The sequence below is a fragment of the Streptomyces sp. CNT372 genome (genome assembly GCF_000377145.1).
In genome coordinates this window covers 466,519-485,703 of sequence record NZ_KB897778.1, presented here as the reverse complement: position 1 = coordinate 485,703, position 19,185 = coordinate 466,519, and the positions used below count along the sequence as shown (strand labels likewise).

The following is a 19,185-nucleotide window of genomic DNA, read 5'->3' as shown; positions in this document are numbered from 1 at the left end:
CTTCGCGTCCGCTGCCTACACGAGACGGGGACACTGCTGTGTCGGTCAAAGTGAGCGTCGTCATCCCGGTCTACAACCCCGGCCGGTACATCGATCCCTGCATCGACTCCCTGATCCGGCAGACCCTCCCGGCGGAGGAGTTCGAGGCCGTCTTCATCGACGACGGCTCCACGGACGACACCCCGCAGCGGCTCGCCGAACTGGCCCGGAGGCACCCGAACTTCCGGATCGTCCGCATCCCGAACTCCGGCTGGCCGGGCAAGCCGCGCAACATCGGGGTCGCCGAGGCGCGCGGCGAGTACGTCCAGTTCCTCGACCAGGACGACCACCTGGGCCCGGACGCGCTGCGCCGCCTCTACGACATGGGGCACCGCAACGGCTCGGACATCGTCCTCGGCAAGGTCGCCAGCGACTTCCGCGGGGTGCCGCACGGCGTCTTCCGCCGGGACCGCGAGAAGTGCACCCTGCGCACCGCGCCGCTGTTCGACAGCCTGACCCCGCACAAGATGTTCCGGGTCGCCTTCCTGCGTGAGCACGGCATCGCCTACCCCGAGGGGAAGCGCCGGCTGGAGGACCAGCTCTACATGATGCGGGCGTACTTCCCCGCCGAGAACGTGTCCATCGTCGGCTCGTACACCTGCTACTACTACTCGAAGCGGGACGACGGCAAGAACGCCGGGTCGGCCCGGGTCGTGCCCGCCGGGTACTACGCCAACCTCCGCGAGGTCCTCGACGTCGTGGTCGCCAACACCGAGCCCGGCCCCTTCCGGGACAAGGTGCTGCGCCGCTTCTACCGCGTCGAGATGCTCGGCCGCCTCAGCGAACCCGCCGTGCTGAAGTACGACGACGCCTATCTGCGGGAGATGGTGGACGCGGTCCGGCCGCTCGCCGAGGACTTCATGGGCGACTCCGTGCAGGACGGCATGGGCCCCCTGCTCCGCCTGCGCGCCGCCCTGCTGCGCGAGGACGACGCCGAAGGGCTGGTGCGCCTCGCCCGGTTCGCCGCCACCGTCAAGGGCGCGGCCCGCCTGGACGACCTGAGCTGGGACGCCGGGAGCGACCGGCTCTCGCTCCGCTTCACGGCCCGCCTGGTGCACGGCGAGGAGAAGCGGCCGCTGAAGCTGGTGCGCCGCGACGGCCGGCTCTGTGTGCACCCGGACATCACCGCGGGCTTCCTCCCCCCGGGCCGCCTCCTCGACGTGACCGACGACCTCGACGGCTTCACCGCGGAACTCTCCCTGCGGGACCGGGAGAAGGCCGTCGAGTGGCCCTGCCCGGCCGAGACGGAACGCCGGCTGGAGGCCCTGGACGAGGGCGACGCGGAGGGCGAGGAGACCTGCGAGCTCGTCGTGCGCGGCACGGCCCGCCTCGCACCCGCCGGCGGGAAGGGCGTGGCGGGCGGCAACGGCGCGGTGTACGGCAGGCTCCGGCGCGGCTTCTGGGACGCCTGGGTCCCCGTCCGGGGCTTCGGGCTGGTGCGCAAGGCACGGCTGGGTGCCGACCGGGCGGAGCACATCCCCGACCTCCCGGAGCCCGCACTGCTGACCTCCGGGGCCCGTCCGGTGATCCCCTACTTCACCCACCCGCACAGCAATCTCACCCTGGACGTCGACCGCCGGGGCAAGACCCTCGGGCCGCATCTGCGCGACCGCACGGTGCTGCGGATGCCGGGACGCACCACCGAGCTGCGGCTCGGCATCGTCACCGCCCCGGCGACCGGGCCCGTCCCGGTGGAGCTGGTCCTCAGCAAGCCGGTGGAGGGGGCGGGAGAGCCGGACGGCCCGCAGCCCTCGGTGGTGCACACCTGGCCGGGTGTGCTGCGCCCGGCTCAGGGCCGGGCCCAGCTGACCGTGGAACGCAGGGTCGCGGGGGCCCCGCCCGGCGCCTGGCGGCTCGGCGTACGGCTGGACGGCGACCGGGCGGCCCCGCTCGACCTGTGCGCGGCGGAGGTCGCCCCCGGCGGGCTCCTCCGGATCGACCCGGCCCTGCCCGTCCCGGACCCGGCCTCGCTGCGGAGTATCACCCGGCAGCGGCGGAAGGCGGCGGTACGGCGGGCCGCGAAGGCGATCGCGGGCCCCGTCGTGCGCCGGCTGCCGCCCCGCCGGCGCAAGAAGGCGCGCCGCTTGGCGGCGCGCCTCCTCGGCTGACGACGAACCACGACCGCCCCCGGTCGCAGGGGCCGGGTCGCGGGCGGCCCGGGGCCCGGGCTCGAAGCCCCGGCCCCCCGGGCCGCGCGACGCTCAGCGTCCCCGCAGCTCCTCGCGGAACGAGACGCAGTCGGCGTACCGGGGCAGCAGGCCCCGCGCCTCCGCCTCCGCCAGGGTGGGCGCCTCCTCGTCCTTGGCGGACAGCAGGGGCAGGATGTCCGCCGGCCACTCGATGCCCAGCTCCGGGTCGAGCGGGTGGATCCCGTGCTCCCGCTCGGGCGCGTACCCCTCCGAGCACAGGTAGACGACGGTGGCGTCGTCGGTCAGCGCGAAGAAGGCGTGTCCGAGGCCCTCCGAGAGGTAGACCGCGTGGTGCGACTCGTCGTCCAGCCGGACGATCTCCCACTGCCGGTACGTGGGAGAGCCGACGCGGATGTCCACGACGACGTCCAGGACCGAGCCCCGCACGCACTTGACGTACTTGGCCTGGCTCGGCGGCACGTCCGCGAAGTGGATGCCCCGCAGGGTGCCCCGGCGGGAGACGGAGCAGTTGGCCTGCGCCAGGGCGAGGTGCTGGCCGGTGGCCTCCAGGAAGTCGTTGCCCCGGAACCACTCGTGGAAGCTGCCGCGATCGTCGGTGAACACCTTGGGCTCGTGCACCCAGGCGCCTTCGATGGACAGAGGTCGCATACGGTTTCCGTTCTCGTTCTTGCGGTGGTGACGCGCCGTCGGCGCGGTGGCTACTTCGACAGGGCGCGGCGGACGCGGCGCACCGTGCGGCGCAGCAGCGAGGGCCGGGGCGCCGTGCGGGCGGCCGCGGCCCGGTCCCGTGCCGCCTTGGCCTCGGCCGCGACCTCCGCGGCGTGCCGGACCCGCACCGTACCGTCGGCGGACGGGGTGAGCACGAGAGGCAGGGCCGTCCAGCGCGGCTTGCCCCGGTCCGCGGACGGCAGGCCCAGCTCGACACGGCCCTCGGCGGGCGCCGCCGGGTCGGCGGGCAGGGCCGCGGAGAGGACGGCGCGGCCGTCGTCGCCGGGCGTCAGGGTGGCCCCGACCTCGGTGGGGCGGTCGGCGCCGGGCCGCTTGAAGCGCAGGGCGACCGGCTCCTCGCCGGTCACCGCGAGAGGCAGCGGGAAGCTGATCCGGCCGTCCGACAGAACCGTTTCCGCGACTGTGAGGGAGGCCACATCGCGGTCGAGCTTGCTGGTGGCGTGGTCGACGTCGAGCGAGAGGTTGCTGTGCGGCTCGGTCCAGTAGGGCAGGACCAGGCGTCGCGGCGAACCGGCCAGGGAGCCCTTGCGGCCGGTCTCGGCGTCGGCGGCGCGCACGGCGCCGAGGCGGGTCTCCTTGGTCCAGCCGGAGGCGCTGATGCGGATGAGGACGTCCCAGATGCCCTTGCCCAGCGGGGCGCCGTTGGCGGCGGTCTCGCTGTCGATACCGCTCCTGGCGAGGAGGAGCGAGCGGAAGCCCTCGCCCTCGGGCAGGCGCTCGCGGGTGAACTCGACGGTCTGGAAGAACTCGGCGGCCGTGGCGCGCTCGCGGACCACGAGGTCGACCTTGGCACGCTCCAGCGCGGCCAGCGGCTCGACGCCCGTCTCGGCGATCGCCTCGCGGGTGGCGTCGGCGAGGCGGAAGTCCAGCAGGTCCTTGCCGTTGACGTCCCGGTAGCGCAGGGGCTCGCCGTCGACCTCGTACTCGGCGGTGAAGGCGACCTCCAGCCGCCCGTCCTCCCAGCCCAGGCTCTCCAGCACACCGGTGGGCCGGATGCCGGCCTCCCAGCGGGCCAGTTCCTCGACGTCGGAGAGGCGGTCGGCGACGATCAGGGCGGCGACGATCTGCTGGATCGGCTGCATCCCGGCGGCGACACCGGGGCCGAAGCGCTCGGTGACGACGCCCCGGATCTCGGCGAACAGCTCCTTGCGGTAGTCCTCGGGGAGGGCGAGCAGGCGCTTGCCGCGCAGCCGCTCCACCATCTCGTTGCGCAGCCAGCGGCGGAACAGCTTGTCGCGCAGGGCGCCGGGCTCGGTGTGCCGCTCGACGACGTCCAGGGCCTCGCGCAGGTTCTTGAAGTAGCCGACCGGGTCGAAGCGCTGGAAGCCGGCGTTGGAGGCGTCCTCGCGCTTGACGTGGTAGTAGCAGAGGTAGTCGCTGAGGACGGATATGTTCTCAGCGAGCAGGTACGCCTCCGCGACGAAGACGTGGTCCTCCAGACGGCGCCGGCCCTCCATGAAGCGCAGCTCGTGCCGGTCGAGGAACTCCTTGCGGAGCATCTTGTGCGGGGTGAGGCTGTCGATCAGCGGCGCGTTCTCGACGGAGGCCCGGGGGCGGTTCACCCGGAACAGCTCCAGCGGCACCGGGCGGCCCTTGCCCGCCATCTTCCCGATGACCATGTCGGCCTGGTGGGCGACGCCGTACTCGTACATGCGCTCAAGCGCCTCGTCGCCCAGCCAGTCGTCGTTGTCGACGAACATCACGTACTCGCCGCGGGCGGCGGCGATACCCGCGTTGCGCGGCTTTCCGGACCAGCCGGAGGCCTCCTGGTGGATCACGCGCATGTGGGGGTGCTCGGCCGCCAGCCGGTCCAGCCGGGCGGGCGTCTCGTCGGTCGAGCCGTCGTTGACGAAGATCGCCTCGTACTCGTCGTCCGGCAGGCTCTGGCGCAGCAGCGAGGCTATGCAGTCCTCTATGTACTCGCCCGGGTTGTAGACGGGTATGACGACGCTCACCTTGACCGGCATCCAGCAACTCCCAATGTCCGCAGGCAGCTCCGGCAATCTGGAGTGCGGGAGCACGGGAGCCCAAGAATATCCTGTTGCCCCGGGCAGCCTTCTCGCCGGAGCGGCGGCCCCGGGTGCCGGGTGGCCGCCGCTTCGGCGAGAGGCGTCGTACGGTCGGGCGATCCCGCCTGAGCGCTTATGCGGAACGGGGAATTCTGCCGCGCAGACCCTCGAATGCGGACCGCGGCCGCCGCAGGTTGCGGGCCCGGACGAGATCGGGCCAGAAGTCCGCGCCCAGCAGCGCCTCCGGCTGGACGGCGTTCTTGCGCACCAGCACTTCCTCGGGGACGTCCTGCGGATCGGGAACGACGTATTCCTCGGTGATCGCGTCGTAGGAGCGCTTGAGGACCGTGCTCAGCGGGTCGGCGCCGAAGACCAGCACCACACCGGTGGGCTGGGTGTCCACCTCGACCACGACGAGGTCGGGGCGGTGACGGCGCAGCACGGTGGCGACCTTGTAGACGTCACCGGTCCAGGCGTCGGTGTGACGGTCGCGGGCGGCCTCGTCGATGTTCCGCGGCAGCATGTCGTCCAGGACGATCACGCTGGACCAGCGGGAATGCTTCTCGACATTCATGAAGTCGCGCAGCGCGAACTCGAAGAGATGCATCCCGTCGATGAATGCGAGTTCGAGTTTGGGGTCGGATCCGAACAGATTCATCGGATCCTTGCGGGCGAGCGCCCGGAATGGATTACGTCCGTTGCGAAGGTGCAGCAGTGGATCCTTGCGCGCGAAGAAGTCGTCACTGGTCGCTCTGACGAGGTGTACGTCGCAGCTCAGTTCCGTCACGACCCGGAAGGCGGGATCGACCGCCACCGAAGGAACGCGGGACAGCGTCAGGCTGCGCCCGTCGTTGACCCCGATCTCCAGGTAGTTCCGGGGCTTGTACACACTGTGCAGGTGACGCAGAAAACTGTGACGGTCCACCTTGTGGGGCCCTTCGCTGGGAATCAACTTTATTGATTCCCAGCGAAGTTAGCGGGTCGGCAACCCGTCGGTAAACATCTACCGGCGGGTAGCGTCGGGCGTGTCGCCCGCCGGACGCTCCGCGGCGAGCAGCTTCGGGAACGCCTCGGCGAGCGCCTGCCGCCAGTCGCGAAGGGGTTCGATCCCGGCGCTCCGGAGCCCGTCGTGCCCGAGGACGCTGTACGCCGGGCGGGGGGCCGGACGCACGAACGCCTCGCTCGTCGTCGGACGGACCCGCTCCGGGTCGGCGCCCAGCAGACGGAAGATCTCCCGGGTCAGCTCGAACCAGGTGGTCTCGCCGGAGCTGGTGCCGTGGTGCACGCCCGGCGGCACCGAACCGTCGAGGCCGCCCCGGCCGATCCGCACCAGCAGATCGGCCAGGTCCGCGCTCCAGGTCGGCTGGCCGCGCTGGTCGTCCACCACGTCCAGGGTCTCGCGCTGCGACTCCAGGCGGATCATGGTGCGGACGAAGTTGCCGCCGCCCTCGCCGTAGAGCCAGGCGGTGCGGACGACGTAACCGGACTCGGGCAGCAGCTCCAGCACCGCCCGCTCCCCCGCCTCCTTGGTGCGCCCGTAGGCGCTCCGGGGGGCGGTCGGCGCGTCCTCCGCGTAGGGCGTCTCCGCGTCGCCGGCGAAGACGTAGTCGGTGGAGACGTGCACCAGGACGGCGCCGGCCTCCTTGCACGCCTCGGCGAGGAGGCGGGGGCCGGCCGCGTTGACCGCGTGGGCGGCCTCCTCCGCCGTCTCCGCGCCGTCCACGTCCGTCCAGGCCGCGCAGTTGACCACCACGGCCGGGCGGTGCTCCGCGAGGGCGGCGCGCACCGACTCGGGGTCGGTGATGTCGAGCGCGGCACGGGCCGGGGCGACGGCCTCGGTCCCGTCGGCCGCCAGCCGGGCGCGCACGTCGCGGGCGAGCATGCCGTCCCCGCCGGTCACCAGCCAGGTGGTCACAGGGCGGCACGCTCCTTCAGGGGCTCCCACCAGGCACGGTTCTCGCGGTACCACTGGACCGTCTCGGCGAGGCCGGTCGCAAAGTCCTTGCGGGGCTCGTAGCCCAGCTCCTCGCGGATCTTGGTGCAGTCCACGGAGTAGCGGCGGTCGTGGCCCTTGCGGTCGGTGACGTACTCGACGCTGGTGTCCCAGTCGGCGCCGCACGCCTTGAGCAGCAGGCCGGTGAGCTCCTTGTTGGACAGCTCGGTGCCGCCGCCGATGTTGTAGACCTCGCCGGCGCGGCCCCTGGTGCGCACCAGCTCGATGCCCTGGACGTGGTCGTCGATGTGCAGCCAGTCGCGGACGTTGCCGCCGTCGCCGTACAGCGGGACCTTCTTGCCGTCCAGCAGGTTGGTGATGAACAGCGGGATGACCTTCTCCGGGAAGTGGTGGTGCCCGTAGTTGTTGGAGCACCGGGTGACCCGGACGTCGAGGCCGTGCGTGCGGTGGTACGACAGCGCGATCAGGTCGCTGGACGCCTTGGCCGAGGAGTACGGCGAGTTGGGCTGCAGCGGGTGGGTCTCGGGCCAGGAGCCCTCGTCGATCGAGCCGTAGACCTCGTCGGTGGAGATGTGCACGAAGGTCTTTATGCCGGCCCGGTGGGCGGCGTCGATCAGGGTGTGGGTGCCCACGACGTTGGTGCGCACGAACTCCGCGCCGCCGTCGATGGAGCGGTCCACATGGGACTCGGCGGCGAAGTGGACGACCTGGTCGTGGTCGGCCATCAGCTTGCCGACCAGCTCCGGGTCGCAGATGTCGCCCTGCACGAAGGCGAAGCCCTCGTGGTCGCGGACCTCGTCCAGGTTGGCCGGGTTGCCCGCGTAGGTGAGCTTGTCCAGCACCGTGACGGACACGTCGCCGGGGCCCTGGGGGCCGAGGACCGTGCGGACGTAGTGCGAGCCGATGAAGCCGGCGCCGCCGGTCACGAGGATCTTGGTGGTCATGAGGAGATCTGCACCTTGCTGTGGTCGCCGAGGACGAGTCGGTGGGCGGACGGGTTGCGGGGGGCCGGGGTGACCTCGACGTCCCGCCCGATCAGGGAGGCCTCCACGCGGCGGACACCGGTGACGGAGGCGCCGCGCAGGACGATCGAGTACTCGATCTCGCTGTCCTCGATGCGGCAGCCCTCCGAGACGGAGGTGAACGGGCCCACGTACGCGTCGCTGATCACGGAGTCCGCGCCGATGATCACGGGGCCGACGATCCGGCTGCCCGTGATCCGCGCGCCGGGCTCGATCCGGACGCGCCCGATGATCTCGCTGTCCCCGTCGACCGTGCCCTCGTTGACCGGCTCGACGCCCTCCAGGACGGACCGGTTGACCTCCAGCATGTCGGTGACGTTGCCGGTGTCCTTCCAGTAGCCGTGGATCGTGGTCGAGCGGACGTCCCGCTGCCGGTCGATCAGCCACTGGATGGCGTGGGTGATCTCCAGCTCGCCGCGCCACGACGGCTCGATGGACCGGACCGCCTCGTGTATGGCCGAGGTGAACAGGTACACGCCGACCAGGGCCAGGTCGCTCTTGGGCTCCTTCGGCTTCTCCTCCAGGCCCACGACCCGTCCCTGGGCGTCCAGTTCGGCGACACCGAAGGAGGTGGGGTTGGGCACCTGGGTCAGCAGGATCTGCGCGTCGGGGCGCTCGGCGCGGAACTCGTCGACGAGACCGGTGATGCCGCCGACGATGAAGTTGTCGCCGAGGTACATCACGAAGTCGTCGTCGGCCAGGAACTCACGGGCGATGATGACCGCGTGGGCGAGGCCGAGCGGCTTGTCCTGCGGGATGTAGGTGACCTTGACGCCGAACTGCGAACCGTCGCCGACGGCTTCGCGGATCTCGTCGGCGGTGTCACCGACGATGACACCGACCTCGGTGATCCCGGCCTCGGCGATGGCCTCCAGGCCGTAGAAGAGCACGGGCTTGTTGGCAACGGGCACCAACTGCTTGGCGGACGTGTGCGTGATCGGACGCAGCCGAGTGCCCGCCCCCCCGGAAAGTACGAGTGCCTTCACTGCCCCTGCCCCAAAGTTTCGAGAGTATTTCCAGAGCCCTTACCGCTCCAGCACATCCGATGTTACCTATCCTTCCCGGTCCGCCCGACCGGCCGCCGGGCCACCCGCCGCCGCAGCCGGCCGGCCTCCCGGCGGGCCCGTCGCCAGACTCTTCCGGGAAACGGGCCGGGGACGCCCGGTGTCACCCGGCGGTCACCCGACCAGTCCGGGACGGTCACCTCGTACACCGAGCGCGGCAGGCCCGAGGCCCGGTCGCCGAAGTGCGGATACGCGAGCCGCATACGGCCGGTGAGCCGCCCGCGCACCACCTCGGGCACCGAGCCCGCGGCGGTGAACTCCAGCATGTCGCGCAGGAGATCCAGCCGCCCGCGCGCCACGCACTCCAGCACCAGCCGCTCACCCACCTTGATGCGCCTGGCGACGCCGCGGTTCCAGTGCGGGCCGGTCATCGCCCGGGCGAGGCGCAGTCTCTCCCGCTGCTCGGCCTCCGGGCGGCCCAGCAGCGCGGGCCCGAACTGCTGGAGCAGGCCGACCGTGAACGGACGCACCATCAGCTGGTCCCGGCGCGGGCCCGGCGGCACCAGACGGGCGATCAGATCGGTGAGGGCGGTCAGCGCGGCGAAGCGGTCCCGGTGGTCGCCCCGCCGGGTCGCGTGCTTGCCGTCCTCCCGCCCCACCAGGTAGTAGCAGTCGTAGTCCGCGACCACGGAGACGCCAGCGCCCCGCAGGTACGCCTCCATGGTGAAGAGGGAGTCCTCCCCGGTGGCAAGCCTCTCGTCGAAGGTGAGGCCGGTGCGCACCAGGAGTTCGCGGCGGAAGAGCTTCTGGGCGCTGAGCGAGAAGATGACCCGCGAGGTGAAGACGTCCACGCGCTCCTGGGTCCGGGTGAACATCGAGCGGGGCACCCCGCGCCCGCGCCCGGCCATCCTGCCGAGGACGACATCGGTCCCGGCGCGGTCGGCCATCGCCACCATGCGCTCCAGGGCCTCGTCGCCGAGGTAGTCGTCCGCGTCCAGGAAGAAGACGTAGCGGCCGCGGGCGCGGGCGAGGCCGGTGTTGCGGGGGCCGCTGGGGCCGCCGGAGTTGGGCTGGTGGACGACGGTGGTGGGCACCTTCGTCCGGGCGGCGAACTCGTCCAGGTACTCGGCCGTGCCGTCGGTCGCGCCGTCGTCGACGGCGACGAGCTCGATGCGGTCGGCGCCCAGGGTCTGCGACTCCACCGATTCCAGGCAGCGGATCAGATAGGGCATGGCCTCGTAGGCGCCGACGACCACGCTCACGTCGGGTACCGCGTCGTCCTTCATATGCCTACAAGACAATCCGGTGGCCGAAAGGGTGCCTCCGACGCTCCGTCGGACGGGCCACAGCCCACCCGAATCGCCCACAGCGTGCGTACGAACGGCCGGTGGCCCGCCCCGGATCTCGCCGAGGGGGCCGGGCCACCGGCCGTGCCGCGTCCTGCGGCCCGGGGCTTCAGGACGTCAGCGGTTCCGGGCAGTCAGCGGTTCCGGAGCGTCAGGGCTTCCGGACGCCAGGCGTTCCGGGCGTCAGGCGACGGCCGAGTCGTCCAGCCCCGGTGCCTGCTCCGGCTCCGCGAGGCGCTGCTGCACCCCGGCGTTGCGGGCCTCCGCCTTGGCCGAGAGCGCCTGCACCGCCGCCTCGAACTGCTCGATGGAGGTCGGCTCGTCGGGACCGAGCAGGTACTCCTTCAGTTCGGCGCGGGCCTCGGCACGCGGGTCGGCGGCCCGGTCGGTCACGGCGGTGAGCAGTTCGTCCAGCTCCGCCGCGCTGTTGGAGAGGATCACCGCGGCACGCACGGCGGTGTTCTGCCGCTTGAACTCGGCCTCGCCCAGGGCCGCGGAGTCGGTCACCGCGTACGGCTTGCCGCTGGCGATGAAGTCCGAGACCACGCTGGAGATGTCCGAGACCATGCCGTCCGACTCGTTGAAGCAGTCGTACAGCCGGGGCTCGGGACCGGTGACGGTCTTGTGCTCCCACCAGCCGAAGGAGCGCCAGTACGCGGCGTTCCACTCCTCCTTGAGCTTCGCGGTCTCCGCCTCGCGCACCGGGTCGGCGATCGAGTCGCGGGACTCCTCGGCCTCGTCCCGGCCGGTGCGGGTGCTGCCGGACAGCTCGGCGAGGCGGGCCTCGATCCGCTGGAGCTCGGCGCGCGCGGCGGCCTGGTCCGCGGCGTGCGCGGCGGCCTCCCGGACCCAGCGCGGCTCACGGGCGCGCTCGGCGGCGGCCTGCTCGAGCATGGCGGTGATCCGCAGGTGGACGGCCTTGGCGCGCGGGTCGCGGGTGCCGGTGAAGGGGTGCGGCTTGTAGATCACCCGCACCGGGTCGGCGGCGTTGAGCAGCCGGCGGACGATGTTCTCGCCGGCCAGCAGCAGGGAGGTGTTGCCGGGATTGTCGTCCCAGCCCTCCCACGTGGGGGCGTAGAGCACGGTCGGGACCGGGTGCAGCGGGCGGCCGGTCCAGGTCTTGATGGGGGCGAGCTGCGGGCGTCCCACCTCGACGATGTCCTCGCCGCGCACGCCGACGTCGGCCAGCGCGTACCGGTCCCGGCCCGCCCGGCCGGCGGTCCACACCTCGTCGTACGCCTTGCTGAACGGGTTGACGCTGGCGAGCTTGTCGCTGTCGCCGTGGCCGATGAAGACGTGCTTCATGGTCGGCACCCGCAGCAGGTGGATGTTCTTGCCGACGTTCGCCGCGTACAGGGCGACCCGCACGGACGACAGGTCCAGGTTCATCAGGTGCACACCGCCGGGGACGCAGAGCACCGGGACCGAGGTGGTGCCGAGCTGGGGCACGATGTTGCGCTCGCGCAGCAGGATCAGCGGCCTGCCGCCGAGCTGCGCCATGGTGTCCAGCCACATGTTGACCTGGTAGGCCGAGTCCTTGGAGCCGGAGAAGTACAGCAGCACGGTCGGCCGGTACTCGCGCAGCCAGGTGTCGACGCCGTCGAGGACCTTCTGCTGCGGGACGGGCAGCGCGGCCGGGCGCAGCTTCGGGAGCAGCACGGCGAGGTACCCGATCGCGAGGACCAGGGTCAGGGCGAGCCCGGCGTAGGCGAAGAGGTTCACCTCGGTCAGCAGGGCGATCAGCACCCCGACGAAGGCGAAGAGGTCGAGGTGGAGCATCTTCTCGGCGCTGCGGTTGATCAGACCGCGCCGGGGGGCGTCGGGAATCCGCAGGTGGGAGAGGTCGATATTGCGGGTGACCACGGGCAGCCGGCGCCGCAGGCGCAGCAGGGTGACGATGGCGCCGTGCGGCGCCTGGAGTCCGTAGAAGCCGAGGAGGCAGGCGACCGTCACATAGAAGAGCGGCTCCTCCGCGTACCCCATGCGGGCCAGCAGCAGCACCAGGAGCAGCTGGCGCACCAGGAAGCGGATCGACAGCCCCGCGCGGACCTTGGCCAGCCGGTTGACCAGATAGCTGGACTTCTGGTGCAGGTAGGTGTCGGCGAGATAGGTCACCGCGGCGGCCGCCGCGAAGAACCAGACGCTGGGGATTATCGCCGCGAGCATGACGCACGGGAACCCGAGCACCAGGAGGACGGCCGCGGCCAGCTCGGGTCCGCTGCCCACGCGAGCCATGCGAATGGCTTTCGAAATCACGAAGAACCTGCTTCAGGGGGTGCCGACTGTTTGTGCCTTGCGGAGGTGCTCTGCGGAGGAGGCGTGAAGACCCGGCTCCACAGACTCGGGCCTCTGCGGTGCGCTGAACAGCGACTGCAGAGGCCCGAATGTTCGAATGTCAAGAAGTATTACACATCTTCCTGACGGTCCAGGACGGATGCGAGGGCCTGCTCGAAGCCCGACGCCTCGGAGGCGCCGCGGGTCGGGTCCTGCTGCCGGACGTCGATCACATGACCGGTCAGCTCGGAGAGCAGTACGTCGAGCGAGGTCCGGGCCACGGCCTCGGACGACAGCAGGGAGCCGGCCGGCTCGGTGCCGAACGCCTTGGTGCGCATCGGGGTGGCGGTGCGCTCCGGGTTGACGCAGTTGACGCGGATGCCGTCGCCGGCCCACTCGTCCGCCAGGGCCTGGGTGAGATTCACCATGGCGGCCTTGGTGGAGGAGTAGAGGCTGTACTCGGCGCGGCCGCGGGTGTAGCTGCTGGAGGTGTAGAGCAGCAGCTGGCCCTTGGTCTCCGCCAGGTACTTGTGCGAGGCACGCGCGATCTGCACCGGCGCCAGGTAGTTGACGTTCAGCGCTTCCTGGATCGTCGTGTTGTCCGTCTCGGCCAGCTTGCCGATCCGCAGCACGCCCGCGGTGTTGATCACGTAGTCGATGCGGCCCGTCTCGGCGTACGCCTTGGACAGGGCGTCGTCGACGTGCTCCGGGTTCTCCACGTGGGTGCCGGTGGTGGACCGGCCCAGCGCGTAGACCCTGGCGCCGTAGGACTCGGCGAGCTGCGCGATGTCCGCGCCGATGCCGTAGGAGCCGCCGAAGACGACCAGGGTCTTGTCGGCGAGCAGCTCGCGGTAGGCCGCCTCGTCGCCCGGGCCGGGAGCCGCGGTGGAGGCGAGCTGGAAGAGCTTGTCGGCGATGAAGACGTCGACCGGCTGCGTGACCTTCATGTTGTACTCGTCGCCCGCGACGACGTAGATCGGCACGTCCGGCAGGTACTTCAGGACCACCGAGCAGTCGTCGGTCGCCTGGAAGTTCGGGTCGCCGGCCGCGATCTCGTAGGCCCGCCGGATCGTGGAGAGCTTGAACGCCTGCGGGGTCTGGCCGCGGCGCAGCCGCGAGCGGTCCGGGACGTCGGTGATGAACTCGCCGTCCTCGCCGTGGGTGCGGGTCACGATGATGGTGTCCGCGGACGGGATGGCGACGTCCACCGCCTGGTAGCGCTCCAGGGCGTCCACGCAGTCGCGGATCACGCGCGCGGAGAGCAGCGGGCGCACGGCGTCGTGGAAGAGGACGTTGCGGTCCTCGCCCTCGGCCAGGCCCTCGCCGAGGGCGGCGATGGCACGCTCGGTGGTCTCGTTGCGGGTGGAGCCGCCCTCGATGATCTTGACGACCTTGGTCAGCCCCGCCTTGGCGACGATCTTCTCGACGTCCGGCACATAGCCCGGCGCCATCAGCACGATGACGTCGTCGATGGAGTCCGCCTGCTCGAAGATGGCCAGGGTGTGCTCGATGACCGCCTTGCCGGCGATCTTCAGCAGCTGCTTGGGGATCGACAGGCCCACGCGCTGGCCGGTGCCGCCGGCGAGCACGACTGCTGTGGTTCGGGGTTTGGCTATGGGCAGCACAGACACGGACGACCTACCTTGCGAGGGCTGGGGGACGAAACCGATGGTTGCACTCTCCGTTACCGCACCGCAAGGCGGGTGACGCCCTGCTCACGGGGGGCGGAAACCTGCTGTTCACCGGGTGATCAGGGATGTTGGAGAAACCGCACGGCAATCCGCGAGTGACCGACACCACACATCTGAGTGGCATGAACCACTCATGAGCGGGACAAGGGCGTGTCGCTGCCGTCACGGCCCGGTGCGGCCCGCCCCGCGCGGACGCCCGGGAGGTGTCCGCCGGATCCCGGCCGGACACCGCCTACAGGTCCACCACATTGAGGGCGACGTCGTTGGAGACCGTGTAGTAGACGCGGACGCGCACCTTCTTCCGCGGCCGCCGCAGCACGCGCTTGGCCACGGCGCGGGCGAGAGTTCCCTGCCGCCGCTTGGGCGTCACCGAGTGGGGGAAGACGAAGATCCGCTGCTTGGCCACCACATCGTCCAGGACCCGGCCGATCCTGACCGGGTCGGCGCCGGGCGCGTACCGCAGGAAGGCGTCCCACACGTCGTGGGGGGTGGTCTGGGAGGCGGCGAGCACGGTCTGCACGAAGCCGAAGCGGAACCCCCGCTCCCCCGCCCGCTCGCCGCGGAAGGTGATCTCGTCGGTGGGCCGGCCGCGTCTGCGCAGCACGAGCACCGGGGCACCGGACACCGTCGCCGGGCCGAGAACGCTGCCCGAAAGAGTGACCCGCGCACCATCGACCTGGACGTCCGCGGCCTCCGCGTGCACCTCGCGGTTCCAGGCGCGCAGCATCAGCGCGCCGCCCTTCGCCTTGTCCTCGTACGGCACCAGGTTGCGCACCGGGTCCCCCGGCGCCCGGCGCCCGGCCGCGTGCAGCGCCCCGCGCTGGTCGACCACCCGGGCCGCGACCCGGCCCCGGACCCCCGAAGCGGCCAGCTCCACGAAGACGTTCCACACCCCCTCGGGCAGCGACTCGCCGGCCGGGATCAGGGCGGTACCCGCCTCGTCCACCTCGTACGTCCGCACCTCGGTCCGGGCTCCGGTGCGGGTGCACACCAGGCGGGCGCCGCGCTCCACCCCGGCGGGCAGCGGGGCGACCAGGGTCACCGACACCGAGCCGTCCGCGGCGACCGCGCAGTCCGCGACCGGGGACACCCCGGGGACGTGCGCCCGCTGGGCGGCGTCCGCGGCCAGCTCGTCGAAGAGGGCCTCGTACTGCTTGGTGACCACGCCCGGGTCGAAGCGGCGGGAGCTGCGGACCGCGGCGGCGGCCATCGAGCGGCGCAGGTCCTCGTCCTCGATGAGCCGCAGCAGTGCCCCGGCGACCGCGTCGGCGTCCCCGACCGGGACGAGCAGGCCGTCGACGCCGTTCTCGATGATCTCCCGGGGCCCGTAGTCGCAGTCGGTGCTCACCATCGGCACCCCGCAGCGCATCGCCTCGACCAGGGTCATACCGAAGGACTCGTGGCGGGAGGTGGAGGCCGCGATCGTGCCCTTGGCCCACTCGGGCTCGATCGGCGCGTGCGGGCCCATCAGATGGATCTCGTTGTAGAGGCCCAGCGCCTCGATCCGGGACCGCAGCCGGTCGCGCTGGTCCCCGGAGCCGTAGATGCGCAGCGACCAGTCCGGGTGCACGGCGACGACCTTGGCGAAGGCCTCGATCAGCACCTCGTACTGCTTCTCCGACGCCAGCCGTCCGGCCGCGACCACGGTCTTCCCGGTGCCGTCGGAGGGCGGCACGGAAGGCTCCGGGACGCTGTTGGGGATCGACAGGACCCGGGTCGTGGGCAGGGGCGTCTTCTCCCGCCAGACCCGCGCGTCGCCCTCCGAGACGGTCACGAACGCGTCGACGGCGTCGAGGTGCTCGTACATCTGCTCGCGCAGCGCCGCCTTGTGGTGGTTGTGCGTCATGTGCTCCTGGCCGATGCGCACCGCGGTGGCCGGGGCGAACTGCGCGACGTACGCGACGAGGCCGGGCCGGGTGCCGATGACCACGTCCGCGTCGGACTCCGCGTAGTGCGCCCGGACGCGGTCGTCGACGAGGCGGCTGTACTCCTTGTAGCGGGCCTCCGCCCGGGGGAAGGCCGTGGCCGGCTCGGAGAAGCGGGGCTCCTGGCGGTCGGCGCTGCCCGGGCGGGTGTCCACCAGCGGGACCACGGTCAGCCGCGGGTCCAGCGCGAACGCGAAGTCGTCGCGGTGCCGGAAGACCGACACGATCTCCACCTCGTGGCGGTTGGCCAGCTCCTCCGCGAGGTTCAGCGTCGTACGGATGGTCCCCCCGATCCCGTAGACGGTGTGGATGAGGAAGGAGATCTTCATCGGTGCTCCCGGCTCGATGCTGCTCCAGGAACCGGACGGGCGACCCGTCACCCGCCGGCACTGGTACTCGTGACGAGGCGGGACGTCGGCACGCCAGGGCACGATATGGCCGACCATGAGGGATCGGCCTCGATTGCATGCATACCAGGTGAACTTCCCGCCTTCATCCGGTTGAGACGGGCGCACCGGGCCCACGGTTGCCCACCGGTACGGAAAACGGCCGGATCCGCCCCCTTCGCGGAGGCCGGATCCGGCCGGTCCCCCGGTGCGGAGGGGGTGCCGTGGCGGGTACGGCGGGCCGGGGCCGAGGGCCCCGGGCTGCGCGTCGGACAGGCCCGGCGGGCTGCCGGGCGGCGGTCAGAAGGGCTCGAAGCCGTCGAACTCGCGCTGGGCGTCGTCGCGCTCCGCCTCACGGTCGCGGCGGCGCTGCGCCGCAGGTCGCGGGGCCTCGAAGCGGTGGTCCTCGCCACGGCGGCCGAGCATCTCGGCGCCCGCCATCACCGTCGGCTCCCAGTCGAAGACCACGGCGTCGTCCTCGGGCCCGATGGCGACGCCGTCCCCGGCCCGGGCGCCCGCCTTCATCAGCTCCTCCTCGACGCCGAGCCGGGCCAGCCGGTCCGCGAGGTACCCGACGGCCTCGTCGTTGTTGAAGTCCGTCTGACGCACCCAGCGCTCCGGCTTCTCCCCCCGAACGCGGTACAGGCCGTCCTCCTCCGGGGTGACGGTGAACCCGGCGTCGTCCACCGCCTTGGGACGGATGACGATCCGGGTCGCCTCCTCGACCGGCTTCGCGGCACGGGCCTCGGCCACGATCTCGGCGAGGGCGAAGGACAGTTCCTTCAGCCCCTTGTGGGCGACCGCGGAGACCTCGAAGACGCGGTGGCCGCGGGCCTCCAGGTCCGGGCGGATCAGATCGGCGAGGTCCTGGCCGTCGGGGACGTCGATCTTGTTGAGGACCACGATCCGCGGCCGGTCCTCCAGACCGCCGTACTGCCGCAGCTCCTCCTCGATGACGTCGAGGTCGGAGACCGGGTCCCGCTCGGACTCCGGCGTCGCGGTGTCCAGGACGTGCACCAGCACCGAGCAGCGCTCCACGTGGCGCAGGAACTCCAGGCCCAGCCCGCGGCCCTGGCTTGCGCCGGGGATCAGGCCGGGGACGTCGGCGATCGTGTAGACGGTGGAGCCGGCGGTCACCACACCGAGGTTGGGCACCAGGGTGGTGAACGGGTAGTCCGCGATCTTCGGCTTGGCGGCGCTGAGGACCGAGATCAGGGAGGACTTCCCGGCGCTCGGGTAGCCGACCAGCGCGACGTCGGCGACGGTCTTCAGCTCCAGCACGATGTCGCCGGAGCGGCCGGGCTCGCCGAGCAGGGCGAAGCCGGGGGCCTTGCGGCGGGCGGAGGCGAGGGCCGCGTTGCCGAGCCCGCCACGGCCGCCCTCGGCGGCGATGTAGGTGGTGCCGTGGCCGACCAGGTCGGCGAGGACGTTGCCCTTGCCGTCGAGGACCACGGTGCCGTCCGGCACCGGCAGGACCAGGTCCTGGCCGTCCTTGCCGGAACGGTTGCCGCCCTCGCCGGGCCGGCCGTTGGTGGCCTTGCGGTGCGGGCTGTGGTGGTAGTCCAGCAGCGTGGTCACGGACTGGTCGACGACGAGGATCACATCGCCGCCCCGCCCGCCGTTGCCGCCGTCCGGTCCGCCGAGCGGCTTGAACTTCTCCCGGTGCACGGAGGCACAGCCGTGGCCTCCGTTACCCGCGGCGACATGCAGCTCGACGCGGTCCACGAAGGTGGTCATGGGGGTGCCTCCAGTGAAGGGTGGGGTGGTGCGGAACGACTACGGGGCTGACGACGGGACTGCCGAATACGGGACGACAGGGGGAACTGTCTGTCTCTCAACACGCGAAGGGCGGACCCGCTTCCCGTCCGGGAAGTGAGGTCCGCCCCTCGAGAAGAACCGGTCAGGCGACCGGAACGACGTTCACGACCTTGCGGCCGCGGTGGGTGCCGAACTCCACGGCGCCCGGCTGCAGTGCGAACAGCGTGTCGTCGCCGCCACGGCCGACGCCCGCGCCGGGGTGGAAGTGGGTGCCACGCTGGCGGACCAGGATCTCACCGGCGTTGACGACCTGACCGCCGAAGCGCTTCACGCCGAGCCGCTGAGCGTTGGAGTCGCGACCGTTCCGGGTGGACGATGCGCCCTTCTTGTGTGCCATGTCTCCTCAGTCCCTTACTTCGCAGCCGTGGGGATGCCGGTGACCTTGATCGCCGTGTACTGCTGACGGTGACCCTGGCGGCGGCGGTAGCCGGTCTTGTTCTTGTAGCGAAGGATGTCGATCTTCGCGCCCTTGTGGTGGTCGACGACCTCGGCCGTGACCTTGATGCCGTCCAGCACCCACGGGTCGCTGGTGACGGCGTCCCCGTCGACAACGAGCAGGGTCGAGAGCTCGACCGTGTCGCCGACCTTGGCGGTGGAAATCTTGTCAACTTCGACGATGTCGCCGACAGCAACCTTGTGCTGGCGACCACCGCTGCGCACGATGGCGTACACGCGGATCTCTCTCTCGCTCGATACGGAACCCCTGATGCCAGCCGCTCACACGGGCCGGAGCCCGGGATGATCCGGAAACGGACGAGCGGCCTCTCCCGGGAACCCGGGAGGGAGTTGCTCAGGAGTGGGCGCGCATAGGGAAACACGCCGAGGGTCAAGGTTACGG

14 protein-coding genes are annotated in these 19,185 nt (G+C 71.4%); 1 reads left to right on the top strand and 13 read right to left on the bottom strand.

The features are described 5' to 3' along the window. The first annotated feature begins 38 nt into the window (after positions 1–38). Complete coding sequence (locus C593_RS0107395) at positions 39–2,147, top strand: glycosyltransferase (protein WP_026277448.1); 2,109 nt, start codon at positions 39–41, stop codon at positions 2,145–2,147. Between the two features lie 93 nt (positions 2,148–2,240). On the opposite strand, the gene rfbC is transcribed toward C593_RS0107395, so the two are convergent. The 13 genes from rfbC to rplU all read right to left on the bottom strand — a co-directional run bounded on the left by rfbC (position 2,241) and on the right by rplU (position 19,019). Then, entirely contained in the window at positions 2,241–2,837 is a 597-nt protein-coding gene (rfbC, locus tag C593_RS0107390) for a dTDP-4-dehydrorhamnose 3,5-epimerase (RefSeq protein WP_018846659.1), read from the bottom strand. Between the two features lie 50 nt (positions 2,838–2,887). Next, on the bottom strand, positions 2,888–4,885 hold the full coding sequence (locus C593_RS0107385) for a glycosyltransferase (RefSeq protein ID WP_018846658.1): 1,998 nt from the start codon (positions 4,883–4,885) through the stop codon (positions 2,888–2,890). A 175-nt stretch (positions 4,886–5,060) separates the two neighbouring features. Continuing rightward, the gene (locus C593_RS0107380) at positions 5,061–5,852 is read right to left on the bottom strand and encodes a methyltransferase type 11 (protein ID WP_026277447.1); all 792 of its coding nucleotides are present in this window, start codon (positions 5,850–5,852) and stop codon (positions 5,061–5,063) included. A 78-nt stretch (positions 5,853–5,930) separates the two neighbouring features. Continuing rightward, positions 5,931–6,842, bottom strand: a complete 912-nt coding sequence (gene rfbD / locus C593_RS0107375) for a dTDP-4-dehydrorhamnose reductase (protein WP_018846656.1) — start codon at positions 6,840–6,842, stop codon at positions 5,931–5,933. Then, positions 6,839–7,825, bottom strand: a complete 987-nt coding sequence (rfbB, locus tag C593_RS0107370) for a dTDP-glucose 4,6-dehydratase (RefSeq protein ID WP_018846655.1) — start codon at positions 7,823–7,825, stop codon at positions 6,839–6,841. Before rfbB ends, rfbD begins: the two co-directional genes overlap by 4 nt. Then, positions 7,822–8,889: a glucose-1-phosphate thymidylyltransferase gene (locus C593_RS0107365; RefSeq protein ID WP_018846654.1), complete on the bottom strand. Its 1,068-nt coding sequence runs from the start codon at positions 8,887–8,889 to the stop codon at positions 7,822–7,824. The genes rfbB and C593_RS0107365 overlap by 4 nt, the downstream gene beginning before the upstream one ends. Before the next feature lie 62 nt (positions 8,890–8,951). Beyond that, positions 8,952–10,193, bottom strand: coding sequence for a glycosyltransferase family 2 protein (locus tag C593_RS0107360; RefSeq protein ID WP_018846653.1), 1,242 nt, complete (start codon positions 10,191–10,193; stop codon positions 8,952–8,954). A 243-nt stretch (positions 10,194–10,436) separates the two neighbouring features. Continuing rightward, entirely contained in the window at positions 10,437–12,488 is a 2,052-nt protein-coding gene (locus C593_RS0107355; RefSeq protein WP_486591085.1) for a hypothetical protein, read from the bottom strand. A gap of 170 nt (positions 12,489–12,658) precedes the next feature. Continuing rightward, positions 12,659–14,158, bottom strand: coding sequence for a bifunctional cytidylyltransferase/SDR family oxidoreductase (locus tag C593_RS0107350; RefSeq protein WP_026277445.1), 1,500 nt, complete (start codon positions 14,156–14,158; stop codon positions 12,659–12,661). A gap of 292 nt (positions 14,159–14,450) precedes the next feature. Further along, positions 14,451–16,472 carry a glycosyltransferase family 4 protein gene (locus tag C593_RS0107345; RefSeq protein ID WP_018846650.1) on the bottom strand — a complete coding sequence of 674 codons (2,022 nt, stop codon included), beginning with the start codon at positions 16,470–16,472 and terminating at the stop codon, positions 14,451–14,453. 357 nt (positions 16,473–16,829) lie between these two features. Then, positions 16,830–18,266 (bottom strand): GTPase ObgE, encoded by a 1,437-nt coding sequence (obgE, locus tag C593_RS0107340; protein ID WP_018846649.1) that lies wholly within the window; start codon positions 18,264–18,266, stop codon positions 16,830–16,832. A gap of 163 nt (positions 18,267–18,429) precedes the next feature. Next, the gene (gene rpmA, locus C593_RS0107335; protein ID WP_018846648.1) at positions 18,430–18,684 is read right to left on the bottom strand and encodes a 50S ribosomal protein L27; all 255 of its coding nucleotides are present in this window, start codon (positions 18,682–18,684) and stop codon (positions 18,430–18,432) included. A 14-nt stretch (positions 18,685–18,698) separates the two neighbouring features. Next, positions 18,699–19,019 (bottom strand): 50S ribosomal protein L21, encoded by a 321-nt coding sequence (rplU, locus tag C593_RS0107330; RefSeq protein WP_018846647.1) that lies wholly within the window; start codon positions 19,017–19,019, stop codon positions 18,699–18,701. Positions 19,020–19,185 lie beyond the last annotated feature (166 nt).